This is a genomic window from Streptomyces sp. NPDC127106 (genome assembly GCF_042677605.1).
Taxonomy (GTDB): Bacteria; Actinomycetota; Actinomycetes; order Streptomycetales; family Streptomycetaceae; genus Streptomyces.
The window spans coordinates 105,925-127,850 of record NZ_JBHXTC010000005.1; the positions used below are offsets into that span (position 1 = coordinate 105,925).

19 protein-coding genes are annotated in these 21,926 nt (G+C 75.4%); 3 read left to right on the forward strand and 16 right to left on the reverse strand.

Annotated features, from left to right (window positions below):
• Positions 1–290: 290 nt before the first annotated feature.
• The 6 genes from ACFVGY_RS07545 to ACFVGY_RS07570 all read right to left on the reverse strand — a co-directional run bounded on the left by ACFVGY_RS07545 (position 291) and on the right by ACFVGY_RS07570 (position 7,666).
• Positions 291–2,528 carry a bifunctional serine/threonine-protein kinase/ABC transporter substrate-binding protein gene (locus ACFVGY_RS07545; RefSeq protein ID WP_385672528.1) on the reverse strand — a complete coding sequence of 746 codons (2,238 nt, stop codon included), beginning with the start codon at positions 2,526–2,528 and terminating at the stop codon, positions 291–293.
• A 6-nt stretch (positions 2,529–2,534) separates the two neighbouring features.
• Positions 2,535–4,718 carry a bifunctional serine/threonine-protein kinase/ABC transporter substrate-binding protein gene (locus ACFVGY_RS07550; RefSeq protein WP_385672531.1) on the reverse strand — a complete coding sequence of 728 codons (2,184 nt, stop codon included), beginning with the start codon at positions 4,716–4,718 and terminating at the stop codon, positions 2,535–2,537.
• Positions 4,718–5,581 (reverse strand): hypothetical protein, encoded by an 864-nt coding sequence (locus ACFVGY_RS07555; RefSeq protein WP_385672534.1) that lies wholly within the window; start codon positions 5,579–5,581, stop codon positions 4,718–4,720. The genes ACFVGY_RS07550 and ACFVGY_RS07555 overlap by 1 nt, the downstream gene beginning before the upstream one ends.
• Positions 5,582–5,668: 87 nt before the next feature.
• Positions 5,669–5,896, reverse strand: coding sequence for a DUF6296 family protein (locus ACFVGY_RS07560; protein WP_385672537.1), 228 nt, complete (start codon positions 5,894–5,896; stop codon positions 5,669–5,671).
• Between the two features lie 220 nt (positions 5,897–6,116).
• Positions 6,117–6,737 carry an L-threonylcarbamoyladenylate synthase gene (locus tag ACFVGY_RS07565; protein WP_385672540.1) on the reverse strand — a complete coding sequence of 207 codons (621 nt, stop codon included), beginning with the start codon at positions 6,735–6,737 and terminating at the stop codon, positions 6,117–6,119.
• A gap of 17 nt (positions 6,738–6,754) precedes the next feature.
• Entirely contained in the window at positions 6,755–7,666 is a 912-nt protein-coding gene (locus ACFVGY_RS07570) for a LysR family transcriptional regulator (protein ID WP_385672543.1), read from the reverse strand.
• A 70-nt stretch (positions 7,667–7,736) separates the two neighbouring features.
• On the opposite strand from ACFVGY_RS07570, the gene ACFVGY_RS07575 reads away from it, so the two are divergent.
• Complete coding sequence (locus ACFVGY_RS07575) at positions 7,737–8,348, forward strand: short chain dehydrogenase (protein WP_385672546.1); 612 nt, start codon at positions 7,737–7,739, stop codon at positions 8,346–8,348.
• A gap of 78 nt (positions 8,349–8,426) precedes the next feature.
• Here ACFVGY_RS07575 and lysA read toward each other — a convergent pair whose 3' ends face one another.
• A complete protein-coding gene (gene lysA / locus ACFVGY_RS07580; protein ID WP_385672549.1) occupies positions 8,427–9,800 on the reverse strand; it encodes a diaminopimelate decarboxylase in 1,374 nt (457 codons plus the stop codon).
• Positions 9,801–9,814: 14 nt separating this feature from the next.
• A complete protein-coding gene (locus ACFVGY_RS07585; RefSeq protein WP_385672552.1) occupies positions 9,815–10,216 on the reverse strand; it encodes an SAV_915 family protein in 402 nt (133 codons plus the stop codon).
• Positions 10,217–10,533: 317 nt separating this feature from the next.
• On the opposite strand from ACFVGY_RS07585, the gene ACFVGY_RS07590 reads away from it, so the two are divergent.
• Positions 10,534–11,043, forward strand: a complete 510-nt coding sequence (locus ACFVGY_RS07590) for a hypothetical protein (protein WP_385672554.1) — start codon at positions 10,534–10,536, stop codon at positions 11,041–11,043.
• A 147-nt stretch (positions 11,044–11,190) separates the two neighbouring features.
• Here ACFVGY_RS07590 and ACFVGY_RS07595 read toward each other — a convergent pair whose 3' ends face one another.
• Positions 11,191–11,715: a DM13 domain-containing protein gene (locus ACFVGY_RS07595; RefSeq protein WP_385672858.1), complete on the reverse strand. Its 525-nt coding sequence runs from the start codon at positions 11,713–11,715 to the stop codon at positions 11,191–11,193.
• A 254-nt stretch (positions 11,716–11,969) separates the two neighbouring features.
• Between ACFVGY_RS07595 and ACFVGY_RS07600 the strand changes: the two genes are divergently transcribed.
• Positions 11,970–12,857, forward strand: coding sequence for an NmrA/HSCARG family protein (locus tag ACFVGY_RS07600; RefSeq protein WP_385672557.1), 888 nt, complete (start codon positions 11,970–11,972; stop codon positions 12,855–12,857).
• A 56-nt stretch (positions 12,858–12,913) separates the two neighbouring features.
• Here ACFVGY_RS07600 and ACFVGY_RS07605 read toward each other — a convergent pair whose 3' ends face one another.
• From ACFVGY_RS07605 to ACFVGY_RS07635, 7 genes are all read right to left on the reverse strand, one after another.
• The gene (locus tag ACFVGY_RS07605; RefSeq protein WP_385672560.1) at positions 12,914–13,171 is read right to left on the reverse strand and encodes a hypothetical protein; all 258 of its coding nucleotides are present in this window, start codon (positions 13,169–13,171) and stop codon (positions 12,914–12,916) included.
• Positions 13,168–15,102 (reverse strand): peroxidase family protein, encoded by a 1,935-nt coding sequence (locus tag ACFVGY_RS07610; protein WP_385672562.1) that lies wholly within the window; start codon positions 15,100–15,102, stop codon positions 13,168–13,170. The genes ACFVGY_RS07605 and ACFVGY_RS07610 overlap by 4 nt, the downstream gene beginning before the upstream one ends.
• A gap of 63 nt (positions 15,103–15,165) precedes the next feature.
• Entirely contained in the window at positions 15,166–16,521 is a 1,356-nt protein-coding gene (locus ACFVGY_RS07615) for an alpha/beta hydrolase (protein WP_385672565.1), read from the reverse strand.
• Positions 16,522–16,679: 158 nt separating this feature from the next.
• On the reverse strand, positions 16,680–18,113 hold the full coding sequence (locus ACFVGY_RS07620) for a cytochrome P450 (RefSeq protein WP_385672567.1): 1,434 nt from the start codon (positions 18,111–18,113) through the stop codon (positions 16,680–16,682).
• The gene (locus ACFVGY_RS07625) at positions 18,110–19,516 is read right to left on the reverse strand and encodes an FAD-binding oxidoreductase (protein WP_385672570.1); all 1,407 of its coding nucleotides are present in this window, start codon (positions 19,514–19,516) and stop codon (positions 18,110–18,112) included. Before ACFVGY_RS07625 ends, ACFVGY_RS07620 begins: the two co-directional genes overlap by 4 nt.
• A 41-nt stretch (positions 19,517–19,557) precedes the next feature.
• Positions 19,558–21,177 (reverse strand): benzoylformate decarboxylase, encoded by a 1,620-nt coding sequence (mdlC, locus tag ACFVGY_RS07630; protein WP_385672573.1) that lies wholly within the window; start codon positions 21,175–21,177, stop codon positions 19,558–19,560.
• 357 nt (positions 21,178–21,534) lie between these two features.
• A complete protein-coding gene (locus tag ACFVGY_RS07635; protein ID WP_385672575.1) occupies positions 21,535–21,921 on the reverse strand; it encodes a VOC family protein in 387 nt (128 codons plus the stop codon).
• Positions 21,922–21,926 lie beyond the last annotated feature (5 nt).

Sequence of the window (21,926 nt, forward strand, 5' to 3'; positions counted from 1 at the left end):
GCGCGTCCGGTGGACGTGGTTTACGTGTTGCCTGTGGTGTGCGCGGTGCGCGGTGCGTCGATGACATCGGGACGCGGCCTCCCAGATCGCCCATGACCGGATGGCAGCATGAAATCGAGTGCGGGCCGAAATGATGATCATGCACTCGGTTCGTGCGGCCGAACGGGTGCTCAAGAGCACTCGCGCGGAGCAACGTCCAGCGGCCGGGGCCGTGCACGTGCCGCATCCGCTGCCCGCGGTCGGCGTGCTCACGGCACTGCGCTCACGGCACCGAGGTCACGGCACCGAGGTCATGGCACCGAGGTCACGTCCTGGTACAGCCCGAGGTACCGGAAGGCGCCCGACCGGACCTGGTGGAGGTGGGCGACGCGCTGCCCGGACAGCCGGTGCGTGGTGGCGTCGAAGGCCAGCGGCTTGGCCAGCCCCTGGTGGGCGGTGCGGAAGATCCGGCGGGACAGCCCCGGCCGGTCCCGCCCCTCGCCCTCCAGGGCGCCCAGCGCGGCGGCCACCAGCCCCACCGCGTCGTACGCCTCGGTGGCCCACCGCGCCGGCGGACCCCCGTGGGCGGCCCGGTGCGCGGAGACGAACCCGGCGGCCGCGGGCACCTCGGCCGGGTCGGCGAAATAGGTGCTGAACAGCCAGCCCTCCGCGGCCGCGCCGGCCGCCGCCAGGAACGCCGGCTCCATCACCTCCCCGGTGGCCAGCCGCGGCCCCGGGAACCCGGCGTCGGCCAGGGCCCGGGCGAACCGCCCCGCACGCTCGGGCGAGGAGCCGGTGAACACGGCCGCCTGGGCGTCGGCCCCGACCAGGGCGCTCACCGCCCCCGCGAAGTCGGCGCTGCCCGCGGGGATGCGGTGGACGCTGGCCGACCCCTTGGACGGCGGGGTCTGCCGCAGGACGCGGGTCAGCTGCCAGTCCCCGCTTCGGCTTCCGCTTCCGCTGCCGCCGTCGGCTGCGCCGTCCTCCACCACGCCGGTGCGGGTGACCGGCCGGAGCCGGGACAGGTAGTGCAGCACCGGCAGGCCGATGCCGTCGGCGTCGGCGCGTGTGTCGCACAGCGTCCGCCACCGCGTCGGGTCGGCCTGCCCGCTGTGGACGGACACCAGCAGCAGGGCGAGGTCCGCGGTGGCGCAGGCGGCGGCCACCTCGGGCACGGCCGCTTCCGTGGCGGGCCCGATCAACGCGACCACGGACGCGTCGGCGATCAGCTGCCCGGCGCCCTGGGCGGCACGCGCGGGGTCACCGCCGTCGTCGGCGGTGCGCACCGCCAGCCGGAACGGGCTGCCCGCGCGCGCGTTGTGCGCCTCCACCGCCAGCCGCACCCCCCGCTCGTACGCCTGCCCCACCGCCTTGCCCGGCCCGGTCAGGTCGGCCTGCAGGCCGATGGTGAAGACGGCCGCTGCGCTGCCGGACGTCGCGGGCGGTGCGCCGCGCCCGCCCGGGTCGCGGGCGGCCAGCCAGGCCAGCGGCGTACCGACCGCCACCAGGGCCCCGCCGGCCGCGAGCAGCCGCCGCCGGGTGAGGAACCCGCGGGCCGGGCCGGCGCGCCCGTCCGCCGGGTCCGCCGCGGAGCCGTTCTCTCCGGGGCCGTTCCCTCCGGGGCCGTCGAGCCGGGTGGGCTCCGGGACGGGCAGCTCCAGGGCCCGCGTGGAGCGTTCGGCGATCAGCCGCGGCAGCGGCGCGGGCAGCCAGTCCGCCCCGCCGTCCGGGCCGCGGTCGTCCGGGCCGCCCCCGAGCAGGGTCCGCAGCCGCGCCGTGGAGGGCCGGTCCGCGGGCTCCTTGGCCAGGCAGGCGGACAGCGGCTCCAGCAGCTCCGCCGGCACCCCGGCCAGGTCGGGCGGGTCGTGCACCGTGCGGAACACCACCGCGGCCGGGTGACCGCCGCCGAACGGGCCGTGGCCGGTCGCCGCGTACACGAGCACGCAGCCGAGGGAGAACACGTCACCCGCCGGACCCGGCGCCGGCCCGCCCGTACGGGCCTGTTCCGGGGGCAGGTAGCCGGGGGTGCCGACGACGGAGCCGGCCGCCGTCAGGGTGGTCGCCCCGGCCGCCCGCGCGATCCCGAAGTCGATCAGCCGCGGCCCGTCCGGCGCGAGGAGGATGTTCCCCGGTTTGACGTCGCGGTGGACCAGCCCCGCCCCGTGCACCTGCTCCAGCGCCTCCGCCAGCCGCACCCCCAGCGTCCGCACGCTGCCGGCCGGCAGCGACCCGTACCCCGCGACCGCCTCCGACAGCGACGGGCCGGGCACGAACGGGGTGGCCAGCCACGGCTCGCGGGCCTCCGGGTCGGCGGCCACCACCGGCACCACCCACCGCCCCGACAGCCGCGCGGCCGCCTCCGCCTCGCGGCGGAACCGGGCCCGGAACGCCGGGTCCGCGGCATGGTCGGCGCGGATCACCTTCACCGCGAGCAGCGTGCCCGCCGGGGACCGGCCCAGGTACACGGTGCCCATGCCGCCCGAACCGAGTCGTCCCAGCAGCCGGTGCCCGCCGACCGAGGCCGGATCGGCGGGGGTGAGGGGGCGCACCGGCCGCTACCCCGCGGGGAGCTGCGGGGCGGGCCCCTGGTAGCGGAGACCGCGCCGCTGGACCAGGTGGTGGAAGTACGGGTTGCCCTTCACCTGCTGCCGTTCGTCGAAGGCGTACTCCTTCACCACGCCGCGGTAGGTCCCCCGGCCGAGTGCGCTCAGCAGTCCGGCGCGGGTGGGCCGGCCGCCGCCCGACCGGGCGGCCGTCACCAGCCGGTCCAGGACCAGCCCCGCCGTGTCGTAGGCCTCGGCCGTCCAGGGCTCGAAGGAGGTCCCGTCCCGGTGCTTCGACCGGATGTGCTCCAGGACCGGGGGCGCATCCGGTCCGGTGTACGGGGCGAGGACCTGCCAGCCCTCGGCGGCGGGCCCGGCCGCGGACAGGAACTCCTCGCCCACGACCGTGTAGTCGGCGATGCGCGGCCCCTTGAACCCGGCGGTGTCCAGCCACTGGGCGGCCTGCGCGGTACGGGCCGGGGTGCCGGTGCAGAACACCGCGTCGACCCCTTGGGCGAGCAGGTCGGCCAGCACCACCGGTAGGTCGTGCCCGGACTCCCGGGGGAGGACGCGCGCGTACGGCACGGCCTGCGCAGCGATGAAGGGCAGGGCCCGGCTCACCTGGAGCACCGCCTGCCAGCCCTCCGCGTCACCGGCGCGGTCGCACACCAGCCCGATCCGCCGGGCACCCTGGGCGTGTGCCAGCTGGAGGGCGACGGCATGGCCCTGGCCGAGGGAGAGCGCGGAGGTCTGGAAGAAACTGCGCCGGTCGGCGACCCCGAAGGTGGTCCCGAGCGCGGACACGGTCAGCAGGGGGAGCGCGGCTTCCCCGTACACCTCCAGGCAGGGGGCGACGGAGGCGTTCCCGGTGGGGCCGACCACGGCGAACACATCGGGGTCGCCGACGAGTTCGGCGGCCGCGCGGGGGGAGCGAGCGGGGTCCCCCGCGTCGTCGACGGACCGGACGGTGACCGTGAAGGGCCTGTCCGAGCGGGAGTTGAACGCAGCGACGGCCAACTCCACCCCGTGCAGCTGGGCCTTGCCGATGACGCGCTGCGGCCCGGTGAGGTCCGCGTGCACCCCGATCGCCCACTTCCGCCCGGCCGGCGCCGCCGGGGTCCCCTTCCCCCAGCGCGACGCGAGGGCGGCCACCACGCCGCCGCCCGCCGCGACCACCGCCCCGGCGGAGGCGAGGCGGAGCATCCGCCGCCGCGACACCGCGCGGCCCCCGGACCCGCTCCCGGCCCCCGTCGTGGCGGTGACCGTGGGCTCGGCGGCCGGGTCGGCGACCGTCTCCTCGATCCCGGGCAGGGCGAGCAGCCCGGCGGCCCGCTCGGCGATCGCGGCGACGACCGGGTCGGGCAGCCAGCCGGTGCCCGCGCCCGGATCGTCCTCGGTCAGCGCCTCGTCCAGCTCCCGGGCGGTGGGGCGGAGGTCGGGGTGCTTGGCGAGGGCGGTGCGCAGCAGCCCGGTGAGCTCGGGGTCCGCGAGGACCTCCGGCCCGAGCTCCGGCTCGTCGTGCACCGTCCGGTACAGCACCGCGTCCACGGCCCCCGTACCGAACGGCAGCCGGCCCGTGGCCGCGTACGCCAGCAGGCAGCCGAGGGAGAACACGTCGCCCGCCGGCTCGGCGGCCCGGCCGCGCGCCTGCTCGGGGGAGAGGAAGCCGGGGGTGCCGAGGACGACGTCGGTGGAGGTCAACGCGGTGTGCTCGCCGCCGCGCGCGATGCCGAAGTCGATGAGCCGGGGTCCGTCCATGCCGAGGAGCACGTTCGCGGGCTTGACGTCCCGGTGCACCAGGCCCTGCCCGTGCATCACGTCGAGCGCCCTGGCCAGGGCCTTGCCGAGGATCCGTACGGCGCGCAGCGGCAGCGGGCCGTGGGCGGTGACGGCCTCGGCGAGCGAGGGACCGGGCACGAAGGAGGTGGCCAGCCAGGGCTCGGCCGCGTCCGGGTCGGCTCCGGTGACGCGCACCGCCCAGGGGCTGTCCACCCGGGCGGCGATGGCGGCCTCGCGGCGGAACCGGGCCCGGAAGTCCGCCTCGTCGGCGTACTCGGCGCGGATCACCTTGACCGCGGCGAGCGCCCCGTCGGCGGTGCGGCCGAGGTAGACGACCCCCATGCCGCCCGCGCCGAGCCGCCCGAGGAGACGGTGGCCGGCGATCCGGGACGGGTCCGAGGGGTGCAGCCGCTCCATCAGCGGGCCACCTTCCCGAGGGCCTCCCCGGCCCGGTACATCATCCGGCCGGTGCCCTGCACGATGAGCGCGACGAGGGCCTCCTCGGTGAATCCGGTGGCGCCCCTGCCGGCGACGGCCACCGTGACGGGCCCGAACTGCCCCTGGGACCAGCGGTACGGCTGGGGGCCTCCGCTGTCGTTGCCGACCCATTGGCCGGACTCGCTGAAGGCGTCCTCGGACCAGCCGTTCAGCTGCTCGCCCAGGTAGAGGGAGGCGCCCCACAGGCCCGTCAGCTGCTCACCTGCGCGCAGTACCTGGTTCGGGCAGCGCAGGACCTCCTCCATGGCGTGGGCGGTCTCCCAGCCGGACTCCTCGCGGGTGCGGTGGACGGTCACGGTGGCGTGGATCCTGACCCGGCCGTGGCCGTCGGCGGCCGGGATGTGGAACTGGCGGGTGCTGGTGGCCAGGACGTCGGGCGGCAGGCCTGCGGTCCGCCACACGCAGTCCTGGCCGAGCACCGGCCAGCTGCCGGGATCGCTCTCGAAGGGGGTGCTGCGCCGCACGTCCGGCCCGAAGACGTCCCGGTCGATGACGATGCGGTCCAGGAGCGCCCGCGCCTCGGCCCGGTCCCGCGGCTGCTGCTGCTCGTCCAGCTCGGGGACGAGCGGGGCCGGGCTCCCGCCCGCGCCGGTGGTACCGGTGCCCGCGGTGGACGGCGAGGAGGGCGTGTCCGTGGGGGAGGGGCGGGCCGAACCGCCCGCGCTGCCGCGCGGCGCCCCGCCCGAGGTGCATCCGGCGAGGACGAGCAGGCCCGCGGCCAGGCAGCAGCCGGCGCGCAGCGCCCCTCGGTGTCCGTGCCCGCGTCCCCCCGACCGTCCCACGGGCCAGAGCGTACCCGGCGTGGACGGTTTTCAAGTGCCCTATGGGAAAGGAAGGTTGACCGAATCAGGGCGCTGGCGCCCGGGAGCTCAGGGCAGTGCCCGGACCCGGACCACGCGGACCGGGTTCTGGCCGCCGCCCGTGGCCAGCACGCGTACCTCGCCCCGGTCGCTGATCTCGGCCCGTACGATGCCGGTCGCGTCCTCGTAGACCGGGTGCCCGCCCGGCCCCGCGAGGCCGGTCGGCGTCACGACCACGGTGTCCTCCCCCGAGCCCGGGCCCTCGGAAAACACCAGCTCATACCGCTGGGAACTCATCCGCGCCCTCCTTCGCCGAGCGAGCGGAGCGTCCTTACCCTCCATGATGCGCGCAGCCCCCGCCGTGTGCATCGCACCTCGGCCGGGAAGTCGATCATGCCCGGCCGGGCTTGCCGGGCTTGCCGGGCTTGCCGGGCTTGCCGGGCTTGCCGGGCTTGCCGGCGCGGCCCGGACGGTGGGGGCGGCCCTTGAGCTGGGGCGGCGGAGGCGCGCGGGGACGTCATGCGAACCGGGTGGTGTCGCCCGCGCCCACGCGGACGATCTCGGCCGCTCCGCCGGAGAAGTCGACGACCGTCGTCGGCTCGGTGCCGCAGTCGCCGGAGTCGACCACGATGTCCACCACGTGGTCGAGCCGTTCCTTGATCTCCCACCCCTGGGTCAGGGGTTCGCCCTCGTCGGGCAGGAGCAGGGTGCTCGACACGAGCGGTTCGCCGAGTTCGGCGAGGAGGGCCTGGGTGACGGTGTGGTCGGGGATCCGGACGCCGACCGTCTTCTTGCGGGGGTGCAGGAGCTGGCGCGGCACCTCCCGCGTCGCCGGCAGGATGAAGGTGTAACTACCGGGCGTGGCCGCCTTGATGGCGCGGAACACGTCGTTGCCGATGGTGACGAGCTGGCCCAACTGCGCGAAGTTCTGGCACACCAGCGTGAAGTGGTGCCGGTCGTCGAGGTGGCGGATGGACCGGATCCGGGCGAGGCCGTCGCGGTTGCCCATCTGGCAGCCGAGGGCGTAGCAGGAGTCGGTGGGATACGCGACGAGCGCGCCGGAGCGGAGGCTGTCGGCGACGCCGCTGATGGTGCGGTGCTGCGGGTTGTCCGGGTGTACGTCGAAGTACTTCGCCATCTGCCGAGCGTACGCGATCAGGCCGCGGCAGCGGACGCCGCGGAGCCGGCGGCCACCGCTGCGGGGGACAGTGCACGCCGGGCGTGACGGCGGAACGCCGCCGTCGCCGGATGGGCCGGTACCGTCGGGGCGAGGAAGTGGACGGTCACCGGGCCGATCCCGGTGAGCGGCAGGTAGCGGACGCCCGGGAACGGGTGGCTGTGCCGGGTGGCCTCCGCGGTGACGCCGACGGCTTCCCCCGTCGCGATGGCGGTGAGCCATTCGTCGACGTTGGAGACCTCCAGGGTGGCCGCGGGCCGGCGGCCTTCCGGCCACAGCGCGGTGCTGGTCGTGGCGGCCGTCGCGCACAGGACCACGGTCCGGTCCACCAGCTCGGCCAGGGCCACCCGGTCGCGGCCGGCCAGTGGATCGTCCTCGCACAGGGCCGCCACGCGCGGCTCGCTGTACAGCGCGAGCGCGGACAGCCCGCCGGCCCCGTCCCCCTCGGGCAGGGTGCGGACGAACGCGGCGTCGACGTCCCCCCGGTGCAGGGCCGCCACCGGGTCGGGCAGCCGGTGCACCTGGACCGGCGCGCCCGGGTGGTCGCGGCGCCAGTCGCGCAGCAGCGCCACGGTGTGCGCCCCGAGGGCGGCCCAGGCGAAGCCGATGCGCAGCGGGCGCGGCTCCGGGCCGGCGGCGGCCTCGGCGAGGGCGTCGTCGAGCTGCGTGAGGATGCGGTGGGCGTGCTCCCACAGGCGCCGGCCCGCCGGGGTGAGGGAGAGGCTGCGCGTCGTGCGCTCGACCAGGCGGGTGCCCAGGCGCTGCTCCAACTGGTCGAGGGTGCGGGACACGGCCGGCTGGCTGACGTGCAGGACGGCCGCGGCGCCCGTGATGGTGCCCTCGTCGCCGATCGCCGCCAAGGTCCGCAGGTGCCGCACGTCCACATTCACAACCGGCAAGCATAAATGCCGCACAGAAGGTATTTCTCCGGTCACGGTGGGTTCGCCTAGCGTCGAGGGCATGCGAATCCTTCTCATCGGCGCGGGCGGCACGCTCGGCGCCGCAGTGCACCAGGCCCTGACCGCCCGCGGCCACGAGGTGGTGACCGCGGGACGCTCCAGCGGCGACCTCCGCTTCGACGTCACCGAGCCGGGGCAGATCACCGCCCTGTACGAGGCGGCCGGCGCGGGCGGGCAGCTCGACGCGGTGGCGAGCGCCGCCGGCTCGGTCCCGTTCAAGCCGATCACCGACATGACCCCGGACGACTGGACCGCGGCCTTCCGCGGCAAGGTGCAGAGCCAGCTGGAGCTGGTCCGCCAGGGCATCGGCCGGATCGCGCCGCGCGGCTCCTTCACCCTGATCACCGGCGTCCTGGCGCGCAGCCCCGTCGTGACGGGCTCGGCCGCCTCCATGGCCAACGGGGCCGTCGAGTCCTTCGTCCGCGCGGCGGCGGTGGAGATCGCCCCGCAGCGCGTCAACGCCGTCAGCCCCACCGTGTTCACCGAAGCCCTCGACGCGTACGGCGACTACTTCCCCGGCTTCGCGCCGGTCGATCTGGAGGAGGTGGCCCGGGCGTACGTCCGCTGCATCGAGGGCGCGGAGACGGGCCGGATCCTGGAGCTCGGCCACTAGACACGGGTCGTGCCCCTGCCCGTGCCCGTGCCCGTGCGGGGCGGGCACCGCGCCGACGGCGCCCGGCCCGCACGTCCGTCAGCCGCCCCGGGCGAGCGGGGGGCGGCGGCGGCCGGGGTAGTCGCCGAGCTCCCTGCTGCGCAGGTCGTCCAGCGTCTCGCGGCGGATCAGCAGGCGGGCCGTACCGCCGTCGACGGCGACCAGCGGCGGCCGGCCGACCAGGTTGTAGCCCGAGGCCATCGACAGGTGGTACGCCCCCGCCACCGGAACGGCGAGCAGGTCGCCCGGGCGGACGTCGCCGGGCAGCTCCACCTCCGCGGCGAGGACGTCGCCCGCCTCGCAGTGCCGGCCGACCACGGTCGCCGTGCACGGGTCGGCGCCCGAGCGGCGGCCGATCAGTCGGGGCGCGTAGCGCACCCCGTACAGGGCGGGCCGCGGGTTGTCGCTCATCCCGCCGTCCACGGCCACGAACACCCGGCCGGCGGTGCGCTTCACCGCGAGGACCCGGTACATCGCCACCCCCGCCGGCCCGGCCACCGCCCGGCCGGGTTCGATGGCGAGCCGCGGGACGGGCAACCCGGCCGCCGCGCAGCTCGTGGTGAGCTCGGCGCGCAGCCGCCGGGCGAGGGCCGTGAGGTCGAGCGCGGGCTCCCCGGGGCGGTAGGCGATGCCGTGGCCGCCGCCCATGTCGAGCTCGGGCAGGACGATGCCGTGCGCGTCGCGGATCCGGGCCATCAGGCCCACCATCCGGCGCAGGGCGGACACGTACGGCTTGACGTCGGTGATCTGCGAGCCGATGTGGCAGTGCAGGCCGGTCAGTTCGAGCTGCGGCTGGCCGAGGATCCGGGGAACGGCGTGCTGCGCGGAGCCGTCGGTGAGCGACAGCCCGAACTTCTGCCCGTCCGTCCCCGTACGGATCTTCTCGTGCGCGCCGGCCGAGATGCCGGGCACGATGCGGAGCATCACCTTCTGGTGCCCGCCCGGGCCCACGGCGGCGGCCAGCCGTGCGATCTCCGACGGGCTGTCGATGACGATCCGCCCCACCCCGAGGCGGAGCGCCGTCGCGATGTCGCGCGGCGATTTGGCATTGCCGTGCAGGACGATGCGGTCCGCGGGGAACCCGGCGGTGACGGCGAGTTCGAGCTCGCCCGCCGAGCACACGTCGAGTCCGAGGCCCTCCTCGGCGACCCAGTGCACCATGGCCCGGGAAAGGAACGCCTTGGCCGCGTACAGCACATCGGCGTCCGGGAACGCGTCGCGGTAGGTCCGGCAGCGGGCCCGCACCTCGCCCTCGTCCAGCACGTAGACGGGCGTGTCGAACCGGTCGGCGACCTCCGCCAGCGAGACCCCGCCGACGGCGAGGCCGCCGTGCGGGAGGCGTGTCGTGGACGCGGGCCACACGGACAGCTCGTCGGCCCCGGCGGTCGGGTCGGACAGTACGGCTGTGGTCATGGTTCGGCCCCCGCTCAGACGGTCCGGACGGGATGCGGGCCGGGGCGCCGGCCCGCACCGGGCGCCTGGGCCGGGTCCTGTGCCCCGGCGGGGCCCCGGGCCGGAACCCGGGCCGGGACCGGGGTGACCGGCGGGGCCGAGAGGGCCGGGTCGACGGTCACCAGGCCGGCACCGAGCGGCTCGCACATCCGGCGCAGCGCGGCGTCCGACAGCCGGATGTACGGGTGCCCCGCGCCGAGGACGTCGGTCAGCCGGGCGGGGCTGGTGAAGCCGACGGCCGTGCGCGTGCCCAGCGGAGTGCGGAACAGCCGGATCACCGCCTCCGTGCAGTTTCCCGGCCGGACGGGCACGTACAGCAGCCCGGCCGGGATCCGTTCCTCGGGCTCGGGATCGTCTTCATAGCGGAACAGACACATGGGGCCCTCCCCGGGGCGCGGTGGTGGAACGGTCGGAACGCGCCCGGACGCCGATGCGAAGCGGCGGGCGCGGCATCGAAGCTATGCCCGTCCGGGCGTCGTCCGCGCCTCCTCCTGACGGGACCTTGACGCTGACGGGCCGTGTTCATACACACCTCTGACGCTCGCCAAACCGTTCGGTAAGAAACGCGTCAGTCTTTGTCCTTTCCCCGCCAGGACGCCTCAAGACGGCATATCTGCCCTTCCGCGCCCCGTTGCGTGGGGTGTGAAATTAGTTGACGAATGAAGGAAGCAAGGAAGTGAGGAGGGGACGTCCCATGTCTGAACCGGCTGCGCTCCAGAACCGTGCCTGGGGCGGGGAGGTACGGGCCGCGGTCGGCTTCGCGGTGCTGCTGCCGGCGGTGCTGCTGACGGCCGACGCGGTGGCCGGCGACAGCGGCTGGCGGCGCGCGGTGGTGTGGATCTGGTTGGGCCTGCTCCTGCTCCTGGTCCTGTGGCCGACCCGGGTCAGCGCCGCGCCCGGCCTGCTGACCACCCGCGGACTGATCCGGAGCCGGCGGGTCCGTACCGATCGGCTCGCGACGGTCGCCTGGCACGACGGCGTCGCCCAGCGGCTCGTCCTCACGGACACGGACGGCGGCAGCGTCGAGCTCGACCCGCGCGTCTTCGCCGACGATCCGCCGCTGTGGTACCGGGTCGGCGAGGACATCGGCACGAGCGTGTCCAGCGGGACCCTGGGCGAAGGCCTGGTGCCGCTGCGGCAGTTCTGCAGCCTGATCGACCGCGAGACGGCCCGCGCGGTCTTCAAGGCATCGGCGCTGACCTAGTGCTGACTCGGCCCCCGGTGACGGCCACCTGGCCCGCGGCGCTGACCGGGTCCTGCACGCCCGGGTCCTGCACGCCCGGGTCCTGCACGCCCGGGTCCTGCACGCCCGTCCCGGTCCTGCGTGCCGGCTGCCGCGGGCACCCGATGGTCAGGCGCGGGTCAGGGGGGCCGCCCCGAAGGAGACGTCGAAGCGGTCGCACCAGATGGTGACACTGGTGTAGTCGGCCGGGTTGACGTCCGCGGGGATCGCGTAGTTCTGGTCGCCCTTGTTGCCCTTCAGCTTGCCCAGGCTGACGTACTTGCCGTCGTCGAAGACCCGCCAGCCGGCCACGCCCTCCTTCACCGGGGCATCGGTCAGCCAGACGCGCAGGTCCGGGCCGTTGCTCGTGTCGAGGTTCTCGACCCGCAGGTTCAGGGACCCGTCGGCGAGCCGCAGGACCTTCACCGTGCCCGTGGTGGCGTGCTCGTGACTGATCAGCGTGCCCTGCGCGAGGACCTGGGGCCCGGCGCCGGCCGCCGCGCCGGGGGAGGTCGGAGCCGACGACGCGGTCGGCAGCGCCTCGTTCACCTTGTCGTCCTGCCAGAGCTTCCACGGCTCGAACCAGTACAGTCCGGCACCCGCCAGCAGGGCGCCCACGACCAGTACCGCTCCCCATATCCGCCCGCGCCGCATTCCCTTGCCCACTACCGCTCCCTTTACCGTCGTGCGATCGATCCGCCCCCGTGGGAGCCATGGTCACATGCCCCGTCAGGCGCGCGGACGGTTCTGCGGGTGACGAAAACCTTACGGCGCGCCGCACCCGTATCCGGATGAAGACGACGGTCACCGGGGCTGGACCTCAACCGCCCTTGAGGGGACAGGATGTTGACCACCGGAGGGCAGCCGGAACGGCCGCCCGGGAGCCCGCATCGCCAAGGAGCCGTGCCATGTCAGACCACCGCACCGTCCTCGTCACCGGAGCAACGGGCCGCCAGGGCGGTGCCACCGCACGCGCCCTCATCGCCCGCGGCCACCGGGTCCACGTCCTGGTGCGCGACCCGGACCGGCCCGAGGCACGCGCCCTCCAGGCCCACGGCGCGACCCTGGTCGCCGGCGACCTCGACGACACCGCCTCCCTCGAAGCGGCCGTGCGCGGCGCGTACGGCGTCTTCAGCGTCCAGCCGATGCCCGAGCCCGGGCCCGCCGGCTTCGCGTCCGAGGTACGCCGGGGGAAGGCGGTCGCGGAGGCCGCCGCCCGGGCCGGCGTCGCCCACTTCGTGTACACGTCCGTCGACGGCGCCGGCCGCCCCGGCGAGGTGCCGCACTTCCGGAGCAAGGGCCTGATCGAGCAGCACGTCGCCGAGCTCGGTCTGCCGGCCACCGTGCTCCGCCCGGCCTTCTTCCTCACCAACTTCACGGGCATGGGCCCCCGGTGGGAGGGCGGCGAACTCGTCCTGTCGATGGCGCTCGCCCCGCACACCGCGCTCCAGATGGTCCACCCCGACGACATCGGTGCGTTCGCCGCGGACGTCTTCGACGCCCCCGCCGAGTACCTCGGCCGCACCCTGGAGATCGCCGGCGACCAACTGACCGGCCCGCAGATGGCAGCGGCCTTCGCCCGCGCCGCCGGGCGACCCGTACGGTTCCGCTCCCAGCCCGTCGAGGAGGTGCGCGCGTACAGCGAGGAGATGGCCGCCATGTTCGAATGGTTCGACACCACCGGCTTCCTCGCCGACGTGCCCGCCCTGCGCGCCGCCCGCCCACAGTTGACGACCTTGCAGGACTGGGCGGGCAAGGAGTGGACCGTGCCGGCGGAGCCGGACCGCCGCCCCTGAGCGCCCGCCCCGGGCGGCGCCCGCCCGCCCGGCGCCGCCCGGCGCTCTCAGTGCCCTCAGTGCCGGGCGCGCGCGGCCGCGTCGAGCTGGTCCGCGGAGCGGGCGAGGCCGCCCGCCGCCGCCGTGCACCGGTCGGCCAGGTCCTCGATCCGCCACCGGAAGGCCTCGGCCTGCGGCCCCTTCCAGTCGAGCGCGGCGGCCCCGGCCCGCAGCCGTCGCGCGTGGTCGAGCAGGGCGGCGGAGTGGGCGCGCAGCCCGTCGGCGGCCGGCAGGCGCGGCTGGGACGCCGACCGCGGTGCGGGAATGCCGGTCACAGGGTCCTCCAGGGGGCGAAGGCGTTGGTGACGCCGTCCAGGGCGGGGGCCAGTTCGGGGTGGTGCCGCAGCAGCACCGTGACCATCGTGTTCCGGTCCACCCACTCCAGGCCCTCGGCGGTGTACACCTCCGGCCGGTAGTCGGTGGTGAAGAAGCGGTCGCTCTTCAGACGGCGACTGGCCATCAGGATGAAGATCCGGAAGAGGGAGTCGCTGAACCCGAACCCGGCCGGCCGGGGCTCGGCGAGGTTCCCGACCAGCGTGTCGACCCGGTCGAGCCGGCCCTCGTACAGCTCCTTCAACAGCGGTGTGTCCCCCGGGTGGCCGCCCGTCAGCTCCTCGAAGGACGTCACCGGCCGCTTGCGCAGCATCTGCCGGTAGGCGTTGTACCGGGGGATGCCGCGCTCGCGGTCGCGGAGGATGTCCACGGTGCCGAGGTCGACGTGCTCGCCCGTCAGCCGGACCAGGTTGCGCAGCCCGTCCGGGTGGTTGTGCAGCACCAGGGCGCCGGGGTGGGCGGTGCCGAAGGAGGCGAACAGGTCGCTCATGCCGAACGCGTCGATCGCGGTACGGGTGGCGGCGCCCTGCATCTCGTCGAAGCCGATGGTGGCGCGGACGGCGCCCGAGCGGTGGTCGCGGACCACCAGCTCGTCCGGGATCAGCGGGTGCAGCCGGTACGCGGAGACGAACTCCTCCGTCATCGAGAACGGCGCCGCGTGGTGGTCCGTCGGCGATCCGAGGATGCCGCTGAGCATCTCGCCGTCACCGACCCGCCCGTACGTGCGGCGGACCCAGCGCGGCAGCACCCCGTACCAGTTGGCGTCCATCGCCCGCTTCAGGACCGGCGTGTCGAGGACGCCGGGCGTCCACTCCACCGTGTGGATCTTCGCCATGAGGGCGGTGTTGACCAGCCGGGCGGTGTGGAAGAGCCGCTCGTCGTTCCACGTCGGATAGTGCGAGCGCAGGAAGTCGCAGAGGGAGTTGTGCTCCTTCGCGAAGAGCGTGTGCAGCAGCGACAGGCCCGTCCAGTAGTCGCTGTTCATGCCGGTCCGGTCCAGGCACTCCTTGCCGGGGCGGGGGTCGGTGGGCAGCCGGCCGTCCTCGACGATCAGCTTGCCGTGCTCGCCCGTCCGCAGCGAGCGGCACCGGGCCTCGTCCGAGCCGTAGATCTGCGAACCGTCCCACCAGTGGGTGACCGTGTTCTCGTACGTGGGCGGGGCGTCGGCGGCCGTGTGGGCGACCGGGTCGGGGCGGGTGCGGTTGATCCGCATCGGGCAGCCGCCGCCCCGCTCGGCCCAGTCGTCGTCCTCGGCGAGCGGGACGGTGAAGGGCTCCGCCTCGTCGTTGTCACCGTGGTTGGCCCAACCGTGGTTCTCGAACTGGATCCAGGCGGCGGCCAGCAGGTTCAACGTGGGCGCCGGAACGAAGCCCTTGCGGGCCAGCAGCTGCCTGCTGACCTCGCGCGGGGACGGCGCCATCAGCCCCTCGTCGCCCTCAGGGAAGACCATGTGGAGCGGGGCGTTGCGGTCGAGCCGGGTGCCGACCCGGCCCATGTCCTCGTCGTACGGGTCGTAGCCCGAGCCGTCGTACGAGCGGAACGGCGCGAGTTCGGCGGTGCGGCGGCGACGGCGCTCGCCCCCGGCGCCGTGGGTGTCGAACAGGTTCCGGCGGCGCAGGTCGTCGCGGAGCACCCGCAGGTTCAGCAGCGCGAGCGGCTGCGGGAGTTCGTGCCATTCGCGGGTCCGGTTGATCCGGGCGAAGGCGGCCGACCCGAGGCGCTCGAGGAGGCCCGGCGGGCCGTAGCCGGGGGCCGGGGACGGGCGGGTGGCGCGGGCCTGCCCGGGCACCCCCGTGGTGCCGGAGCCACCCGGAGCCGGTGCGGTCGTCCCCCGGGCCGGCCCGGGCTGATCGGTGGAGGCGGTGTCGGTCATGTGGTGGTGGTCCTCGTCCTCAACGGTCGGCGGCGGTCGGTGGCGGTGGGCGGCGGTCGGTGGTCAGCGGTCGTAGAGACGGAAGAGGCGGGTCTCGGTCACCCGGCCGCGGTAGGGCGCGAGTTCGGCGTCCACGTGGGCCCGCGCCCCCGGCACGTCGTGCTCCAGGTTGTGCGCGTACCGCTCGGCGGCGTGGCACAGCGGGAAGGCGTGCGTGTCGTCGGTCCAGGTGAACTCGGTGAACTGCGCCGGCAGCCGGTACGGGGACACCGAGGAGCGGCCCTCCAGGCTGGGCACCACGTCGTGCTCGTTCACCAGCGAGCACACCCGGGTGCGCGGGTCGGCCGGCCGCTTGCCGTCGACGGGCGAGCCGATCGCCACCACGTGGGTGACCCGGTACACCGCACAGAAGTCACGGTCGGCGGCCAGGTTCATCGCGGTGATCCCGCCCAGGCTGTGGCCCACCAGCGCGATCTCGCAGCCCGACGGGACGGCCCCGCGCAGCGCCTTGCACACGGCCCTGGAGTACGGGGTGGCGGGCCGCGCCACCGCGTGGACCGCGCCCAGCAGGTCCTGCGGGCTGTCCCCGCTCAGCCCCGACATGCCGGCGAGTTGGACGACGTACCGCCGCACGCCGTCCGGCCCGGCGACCTGCTGGACCAGCAGGGTGCCGTCGGTGCCCACCGCGTCGATGTTCCGCACGTACCCGGCGATGGTGCCGCCGGTGTCGAGCCGCTCGGCGAACCCGGCCGGTGGGACGAAGGGCTCGGCCCGGCCGGGGCCGCGGTCGAGGAACGCCCAGACCCGGGCGCCGATGCCGAGGACCGGTTCGGCGCCGGTGAGGGTGCGGCCGGTGGCGACCTCCCAGCCGGCCGCGTCGTTCAGCGGGTTCTCGTCGGTGAGGGCGCTCCAGGCGAGGATGTCGGCGAAGGCGGGGGCGAGCAGCGCGAAGGTCCGCTCGGCGCCCTTGCGGCCGAGGATGGCACGGAACACCCGGACCGCCTCCCGCTGCCGGTCCTCCGCGACGGCTCTGAGCACGCGGGCCGTGTCGGGGTCGCCGAGCAGCTCGGGGTGGTGCACGGCAGCGGCCCGGATCCGGGCCTTCAGCCCCGTCACGGCCAGGGTCACCGCGAGGCTCTCCCGGCTGGTGAACACGCCGACGAGCCGGCCGAGCCCGGCCAGGCCGCGGCCGCGCGGAGCCCAGCCCAGGCCCTTGGGATCGGTGATCGTGCGCAGCAGGGTGCGCCAGGCGGCGCCGCCGCGGACGGCCCGCGGCAGCCGCGTGCCCAGGGCGAGTTCGGACGCGTACCGGGACGCTTCCCCCACGTCCTCGGCGGCCTCCGCGAGCAGGCGACACATCTGGTGCAGGGAATCGACGTCCGGTTCGTGCCCGGTGACGGCGGTCGTGGCATCGGTCATGCGGGTGGCCCTCCGGGGCATGGGGGGTGGAAGGGGGGTGTGGCGCGCCGCACGGGCCCGGTGCACGCCCTCCGAGCTCGGTGCGCGCCGTCCTGCCCGGTGCGCGCCGTCCTGGCTCGGTGCGCGCCGTCCGTCCGGCCTCGGCGTCCGGCGGGGGCTCAGCGGGCGGCGAGGGCGAGCCGGATGCCCGCCGAGCCGAGCAGGCCGGGCAGCGCCAGGGAGGGGTCCAGCACGGGGCGGCCACCGGTGACCCGGTGGCCCCGCAGCACGGCCGCGATCAGCGCCGCCGCCGTCAGCAGCCCCAGGTGCTCGCCCGGGCAACGCCCGTCGCCGTGACTGAACGGGGCCAGCCCCGGGTCGTCCGCCGCCCCGGGGCGCAGCCACCGGGCGGGGACGAACTGGTGCGCGGCCGCGACGTGTTCGGGGTCCCGCTGGTGAAAGAGCGCGGGCACGAGCACGGCCGTCCCCGCCGGATAGCGCTGCCCGCGCCACTCCGTCTCGGCACGGGTGACCCGTACCAGGTCCGGCACGAGCGGGTACAGCCGCAGCGTCTCCCGTACGCAGGCCCGCAGCCGGGGCAGCTCCAGGTCCCCGCGGTCGATCTCGGCCCGGACGGCGTCCTGTTCGGCCGGGTGCGCGGAGAGCAGCAGCAGGGTCCGGGCGACGGTCGGTCCGACGGTGTCGAGGGCGAGCAGCCAGTGGTGGGCCTGCCCGACGGGGTCCAGCACGGCGGAGTCCGGTCCGGCGGCCGACGGGTGCCGGTGGGCGAGCGCGGCGAGGGTGTACGGCTCGGCCCGGGTCGCGTACTCCTCGACGCGGGCGGCGGCCTTCGCGTACAGCGCCTCGGCGGCCGCGGCCCGACCCTTGCGCATCCGCATCCAGTTGGCCTCCTCGCGGATGGCCAGCAGCCACCGGGCGAGCTCCTCGTCACCGGCCGCCGCGTCCCCGAGGACCATGCGGCGCCCGAGCCGGGCCACCGTGCGGCGCACCCGCGGGAAGTCCAGCTCCCCGCCGCAGGTCAGGGCGGTCGCCTCCTCATCGACCAGGCCCTGGAACTCCCGGCACGAGGGGTGCACCGGCCGGTCCGCCGCGAGCACCTCGTCGTTGATGCGGCGCCGGTCCTCGCGGGTGTCGCCGTGGGAGCAGATCACCCCGGTGGGCTCCAGCAGCGACAGCCCCTTGTACTTGTCGGGGGCGTCCATGGCCAGGGTGCGCACCGGCAGTTCGTAGAACTGCCGGACGTCGGCCTGGTCGAGCAGGACCAGCAGCGTCCCGGACAGCCCGCGCACCTCGACCGGTGCCCCGCCGTGCCGGGCGCGCATGGCCCGCAGCGTCGCCGCCGACCAGCCCTGCTGCCCGAGGGCCGCGTACGCCGAGACCACCTTGGGCCGGACGTGGAAGGCCCCGCGGATGAAGGCGGGCAGGGTGTGCGTCGCCGCGAACCGGACGGTCTCGGCGCGCCCGGCCCGGGCGGGCCGCGGCACGGCGCGCGCCGGGGTGGAGGCGGAACGGGCGGAGGGCGCGGGGACCGCGGTCCCGGACGCGGTGGCGGCGGCCGGGGCGGCGCCGGTTGCGGGGGAGTCCTCTGTCATGCCTCCACGACCTTGCCGGGGTTGAGCAGGTTCTTCGGGTCGAAGAGGCGCTTGAGGCCGCGCTGCAGCTCCAGGCTGACCGGGTCGAGCTCGCGGGTGAGCCACTCCCGCTTGAGGGTGCCGATGCCGTGCTCGCCGGTGCTGGTGCCGCCGAGGGCCAGGCCGGCGGCCATGATGTCGTCGTACGCGCTCTGGGCGCGGCGGAACTCGTCGGCGTCCGACTCGTCGAACACCACGGTGGGATGCAGGTTGCCGTCGCCGGCGTGCCCGAGCGTGAAGATCCGCAGCCGGTGCCGGGCCGCGATCTCCTCGATGGTGCCCATGAACTTGGCCAGCTCGGAGCGCGGCACGGCCACGTCCTCGATGAAGGCGGTCGGCCTGCCGCCCAGCGTCGCGGCGAACGCCCCGAGCGCCGGGCTGACCAGCCGCCGGGCCTCGATGATCCGCCGGGACTCCTCGGCGGTGGACGCGGTGACCACGTTCTGCGCCCCGGCCCCCTTGCACAGCAGCGTCATCGCGGTCAGGTCGCGCAGGGGATCGGCGCTGTCGCTCTCGATGATCAGCGTGGCGGCGGCACCGGCCTCCAGCAGCGGGTGCCCGTGGTCCGCGACCGCCTGCGAGGTGGCCCGGTCGAGGAGTTCGAGCGCCGACGGGACGTGGCCCGCGGCGGTGACCGCGGCGACCGCCTCCCCGGCCTGCACCAGGCTCGGGAACTGGGCGAGCAGGGAGAGCGCCGGCGGCCGGACCGGCCGCAGCGCCAGGGTGGCGCCGACGATGACGGCGAGGGTGCCCTCGGATCCGACGAGGAGCCTGGTCAGGTCGTATCCGGCGACCCCCTTGACCGTGTCCCGGCCGGTCCGCATCCGCCGCCCGTCGGGCAGGACCAGGTCCAGGCCGAGCACGTAGTCCGCGGTGACCCCGTACTTCACGCAGCAGATGCCGCCGGCGCCGGTGGCGATGTTCCCGCCGATGGTGCAGTGCTCCCAGGAGGCGGGGTCCGGCGGATAGCTGAGCCCGTGCTCGGCGACGGCGTCGTTCAGCCGCTTGGTGACCACGCCGGGCTCGCAGCGCACCAGCCGGTTGGCCGGGTCGACCTCCAGGATGCGGTCCATCCGGCCCGTGTTCAGCACGACGCAGCCGTCCACGGCGTTCGCGGCGCCCGCGAGGCCCGTGCGGGCACCCTGCGGGACGACGGGGACGCCGAGCTCGTACGCGGTGCGCAGGATGTGCTGGACCTGCTCGGCGGTCCGCGGGAAGGCCACGGTGGCGGGCAGGCCGGCCTCGGAGAAGGGGGCCGCGTCGCGGGCGTGCGCCGCCAGGGTCTCGGGATCGGTGTGCAGGACGTCCGCGTGGTCGGGCAGGAGGGTGCGCAGACGGGACAGGAGGGGGGTCTCGGGTGACATACGGGCCTTCCGTTGGTCGGGGCGGGTGGCCGCTGACGGGATCAGAGGGAGGGGAACTCGGTGGTGACGGGCACGTCGATGAGGACCGGCCCGTCCTGCTGGGCCGCCGAGTCCCGTACGAGCTTGGTGAGTTCGCCCGCGCCCTGGGCCCGGTGGGCCCGCACCCCGTAGCCGGTGGCGACGGCCGTGATGTCGATGCCGGGGATGTCGAGGCCGGGGGCGCCCTGGGCGTGTTCGAGCTGCGCGAACCACTGGAGGATCGCGTAGCGGGCGTTGCTGAGGACGACGAAGGTGACGGGCACCCGGTAGGCGGCGGCGGTCCACAGGGCCTGGACGGCGTAGTGGATCGACCCGTCGCCGATGACGCACACCACGGGCCGCTCCGGGGCGCCGAGTTGCGCCCCGACGGCCGCCGCGGCACCGAAGCCGAGCCCGCCGCCGGCGGAGAACAGGTAGGAGCCGGGGGTGGCGATGCGGGTCACCGCGTGGAACTGCGGGACGTTGGAGGGGGATTCGTTGACCCAGAGGGTGTTCTCCGGGGCGCCCTTGGCGACCGCCTGCAGGGCTGCGAGCGGGGTCAGGACCCCGTCGCCGGCCTCGGCCGGGAGCACTTGCTCGTGGGGTGTCGCGGGCGCGGGCGCGGGCGCGGACCCGGCGGCCGGGAGCCGGTCCGCGAGCGCCCGCGCGGCCAGTGCCAGGTCCGCGACGATCGCGTCGCCGACCGGGGCCTTGGCGGCCTCCTCGGCGTCCCGGGTCAGCAGGACCAGCTCGGTGCCCTCCGGCAGGTGGGCCCCCGGGACGTACGGGTAGTAGCGGAACACCTGGGCACCGAGGACGACGACCAGGTCGTGCCCCTCCAACTGCCGGCACAGGGGGCCGATCGCCCCGGTCAACTCCCCCCGGAACTGCGGGTGGTTGCGGGGGAAGGACACGCGCGCGGAGATCGGTGCCGCCCAGACGGGCAGCGCGGTGCGCTCGGCGAGCGCGACCACGGCGTCCCAGGCGCCGGAGGCGTCGACGTCGTCGCCGACGACGAGGACGGCGGAGCGGGCGCGGGAGATCCGGTCCGCGAGGGCGGCGACCGCGGCCGGGTCCGGGGCGGTGGCGTGCGTGATCCGGCGCGCGGCGGCCGCGCGGGCGGCCCGGTCCTGCTCCTCGGTCAGCTCCGCGTCGAAGTCGTCCATGGGCAGGGAGAGGAACACCGGCCCGTGGGGCGGGGTTTCGGCGAGCTGGACGGCGCGGGCGAGGGCGGGGGCGACGTCGGCCGGGCGCGGGGGCTCGTAGGCCCACTTGACGGCGGGCTGGGGGAGGAGGGCCGGCTGCGGGTTGGTGAGCAGGGCTTCCAGGGTGAGCATCGCGCGGTGCTGCTGGCCGGCCGTGACGACCACGGGGGAGCGGTTGGCGCGGGCGTTGAGGATGGCTCCCATGGCGTTGCCGGTGCCGGGCCCGGTGTGCAGGTTCGCCAGGGCGGTGGTGCCGGAGGCGAGGGCGAATCCGTCGGCCATCCCGACGACGACGGCCTCCTGGAGGCCGAGCACGTACCGGAAGTCGTCCGGGAACTGCTTCAACATCGGCAGTTCCGTCGAGCCGGGGTTGCCGAAGACCGTGGTGATGCCACGGGCCCGTAGGACGTCCAGGACTGATTCGCGAACCGTGCGCATGGGGATCCTTCCGCGCAGCCGGGGAGCACTGTCGGTGATCAATCCAGCACACCGCGTGGATCTTTACAAAAGGCATCCACGGCCATCTCGGACCTGCTACGTGCTGTCGCCGATCGCCGTGCTGACGGGCCCGCGCCGCCCGGGCGGGTTGACGCTCCGTCTACGGGATCGGCCGGATGTCCCTCCTGTAGGTGGCACGGCCCGTTCACTCCGGCGGCGGAGCGCACCGGGATTGCCGGGCGCCGGTACCGGCGCGGACGGCACGCGCCCGCGCGCTCGGCCGCGCCCCGGCCCGCGCAGGCGGGGGCCCGGAGGTTCCGGCGGCCCCGGCGGCTTCGCACGGCCCCGCCGGCGGCATCACGGGCGGAACCGCAGCGGATGGTCCGCCGGCACCTCCACCACGGCGATCCGCACCCCGTCCGGGTCGGCGAGCCACATCTCGATCAGCCCCCACGGCTCCCGCAGCGGCGGCCTCAGCACCTCGGCCCCCCGCTCCCGCAGCTCCTCGTACGCCGCCTGCACGTCGGCCACTTGGAGCCACAACCGCATGCCGGGCGCGGGCGGGGCGTCGGAGCGGCCGGACAGTTCCAGGAACCCCCCGCCGAGGAAGTACACCGTGCCGCGCTCCGGCCCGGTGCCGAACTCCCGGTAGACGGCGAGCCCCAGGACGTCGCCGTAGAAGGCGCGCGAACGCTCGGGGTCCGTGGGACGCAACAGGATCCTGCTGCCCAGTACGTGCACCATGGCGC

Excerpts from the sequence above, each read along its gene's own strand:
- ACFVGY_RS07590 (WP_385672554.1), top strand. The coding sequence starts at position 10,534 with ATGTCTGAACCGGCTGCGCTCCAGAACCGTGCCTGGGGCGGGGAGGTA.
- lysA (WP_385672549.1), bottom strand. The coding sequence starts at position 9,800 with ATGACCACAGCCGTACTGTCCGACCCGACCGCCGGGGCCGACGAGCTG.
- ACFVGY_RS07595 (WP_385672858.1), bottom strand. The coding sequence starts at position 11,715 with ATGCGGCGCGGGCGGATATGGGGAGCGGTACTGGTCGTGGGCGCCCTG.
- ACFVGY_RS07550 (WP_385672531.1), bottom strand. The coding sequence starts at position 4,718 with ATGGAGCGGCTGCACCCCTCGGACCCGTCCCGGATCGCCGGCCACCGT.
- ACFVGY_RS07585 (WP_385672552.1), bottom strand. The coding sequence starts at position 10,216 with ATGTGTCTGTTCCGCTATGAAGACGATCCCGAGCCCGAGGAACGGATC.
- mdlC (WP_385672573.1), bottom strand. The coding sequence starts at position 21,177 with ATGCGCACGGTTCGCGAATCAGTCCTGGACGTCCTACGGGCCCGTGGC.
- ACFVGY_RS07615 (WP_385672565.1), bottom strand. The coding sequence starts at position 16,521 with ATGACCGATGCCACGACCGCCGTCACCGGGCACGAACCGGACGTCGAT.
- ACFVGY_RS07565 (WP_385672540.1), bottom strand. The coding sequence starts at position 6,737 with ATGGCGAAGTACTTCGACGTACACCCGGACAACCCGCAGCACCGCACC.
- ACFVGY_RS07560 (WP_385672537.1), bottom strand. The coding sequence starts at position 5,896 with ATGAGTTCCCAGCGGTATGAGCTGGTGTTTTCCGAGGGCCCGGGCTCG.
- ACFVGY_RS07600 (WP_385672557.1), top strand. The coding sequence starts at position 11,970 with ATGTCAGACCACCGCACCGTCCTCGTCACCGGAGCAACGGGCCGCCAG.
- ACFVGY_RS07575 (WP_385672546.1), top strand. The coding sequence starts at position 7,737 with ATGCGAATCCTTCTCATCGGCGCGGGCGGCACGCTCGGCGCCGCAGTG.
- ACFVGY_RS07610 (WP_385672562.1), bottom strand. The coding sequence starts at position 15,102 with ATGACCGACACCGCCTCCACCGATCAGCCCGGGCCGGCCCGGGGGACG.
- ACFVGY_RS07625 (WP_385672570.1), bottom strand. The coding sequence starts at position 19,516 with ATGTCACCCGAGACCCCCCTCCTGTCCCGTCTGCGCACCCTCCTGCCC.
- ACFVGY_RS07635 (WP_385672575.1), bottom strand. The coding sequence starts at position 21,921 with ATGGTGCACGTACTGGGCAGCAGGATCCTGTTGCGTCCCACGGACCCC.
- ACFVGY_RS07620 (WP_385672567.1), bottom strand. The coding sequence starts at position 18,113 with ATGACAGAGGACTCCCCCGCAACCGGCGCCGCCCCGGCCGCCGCCACC.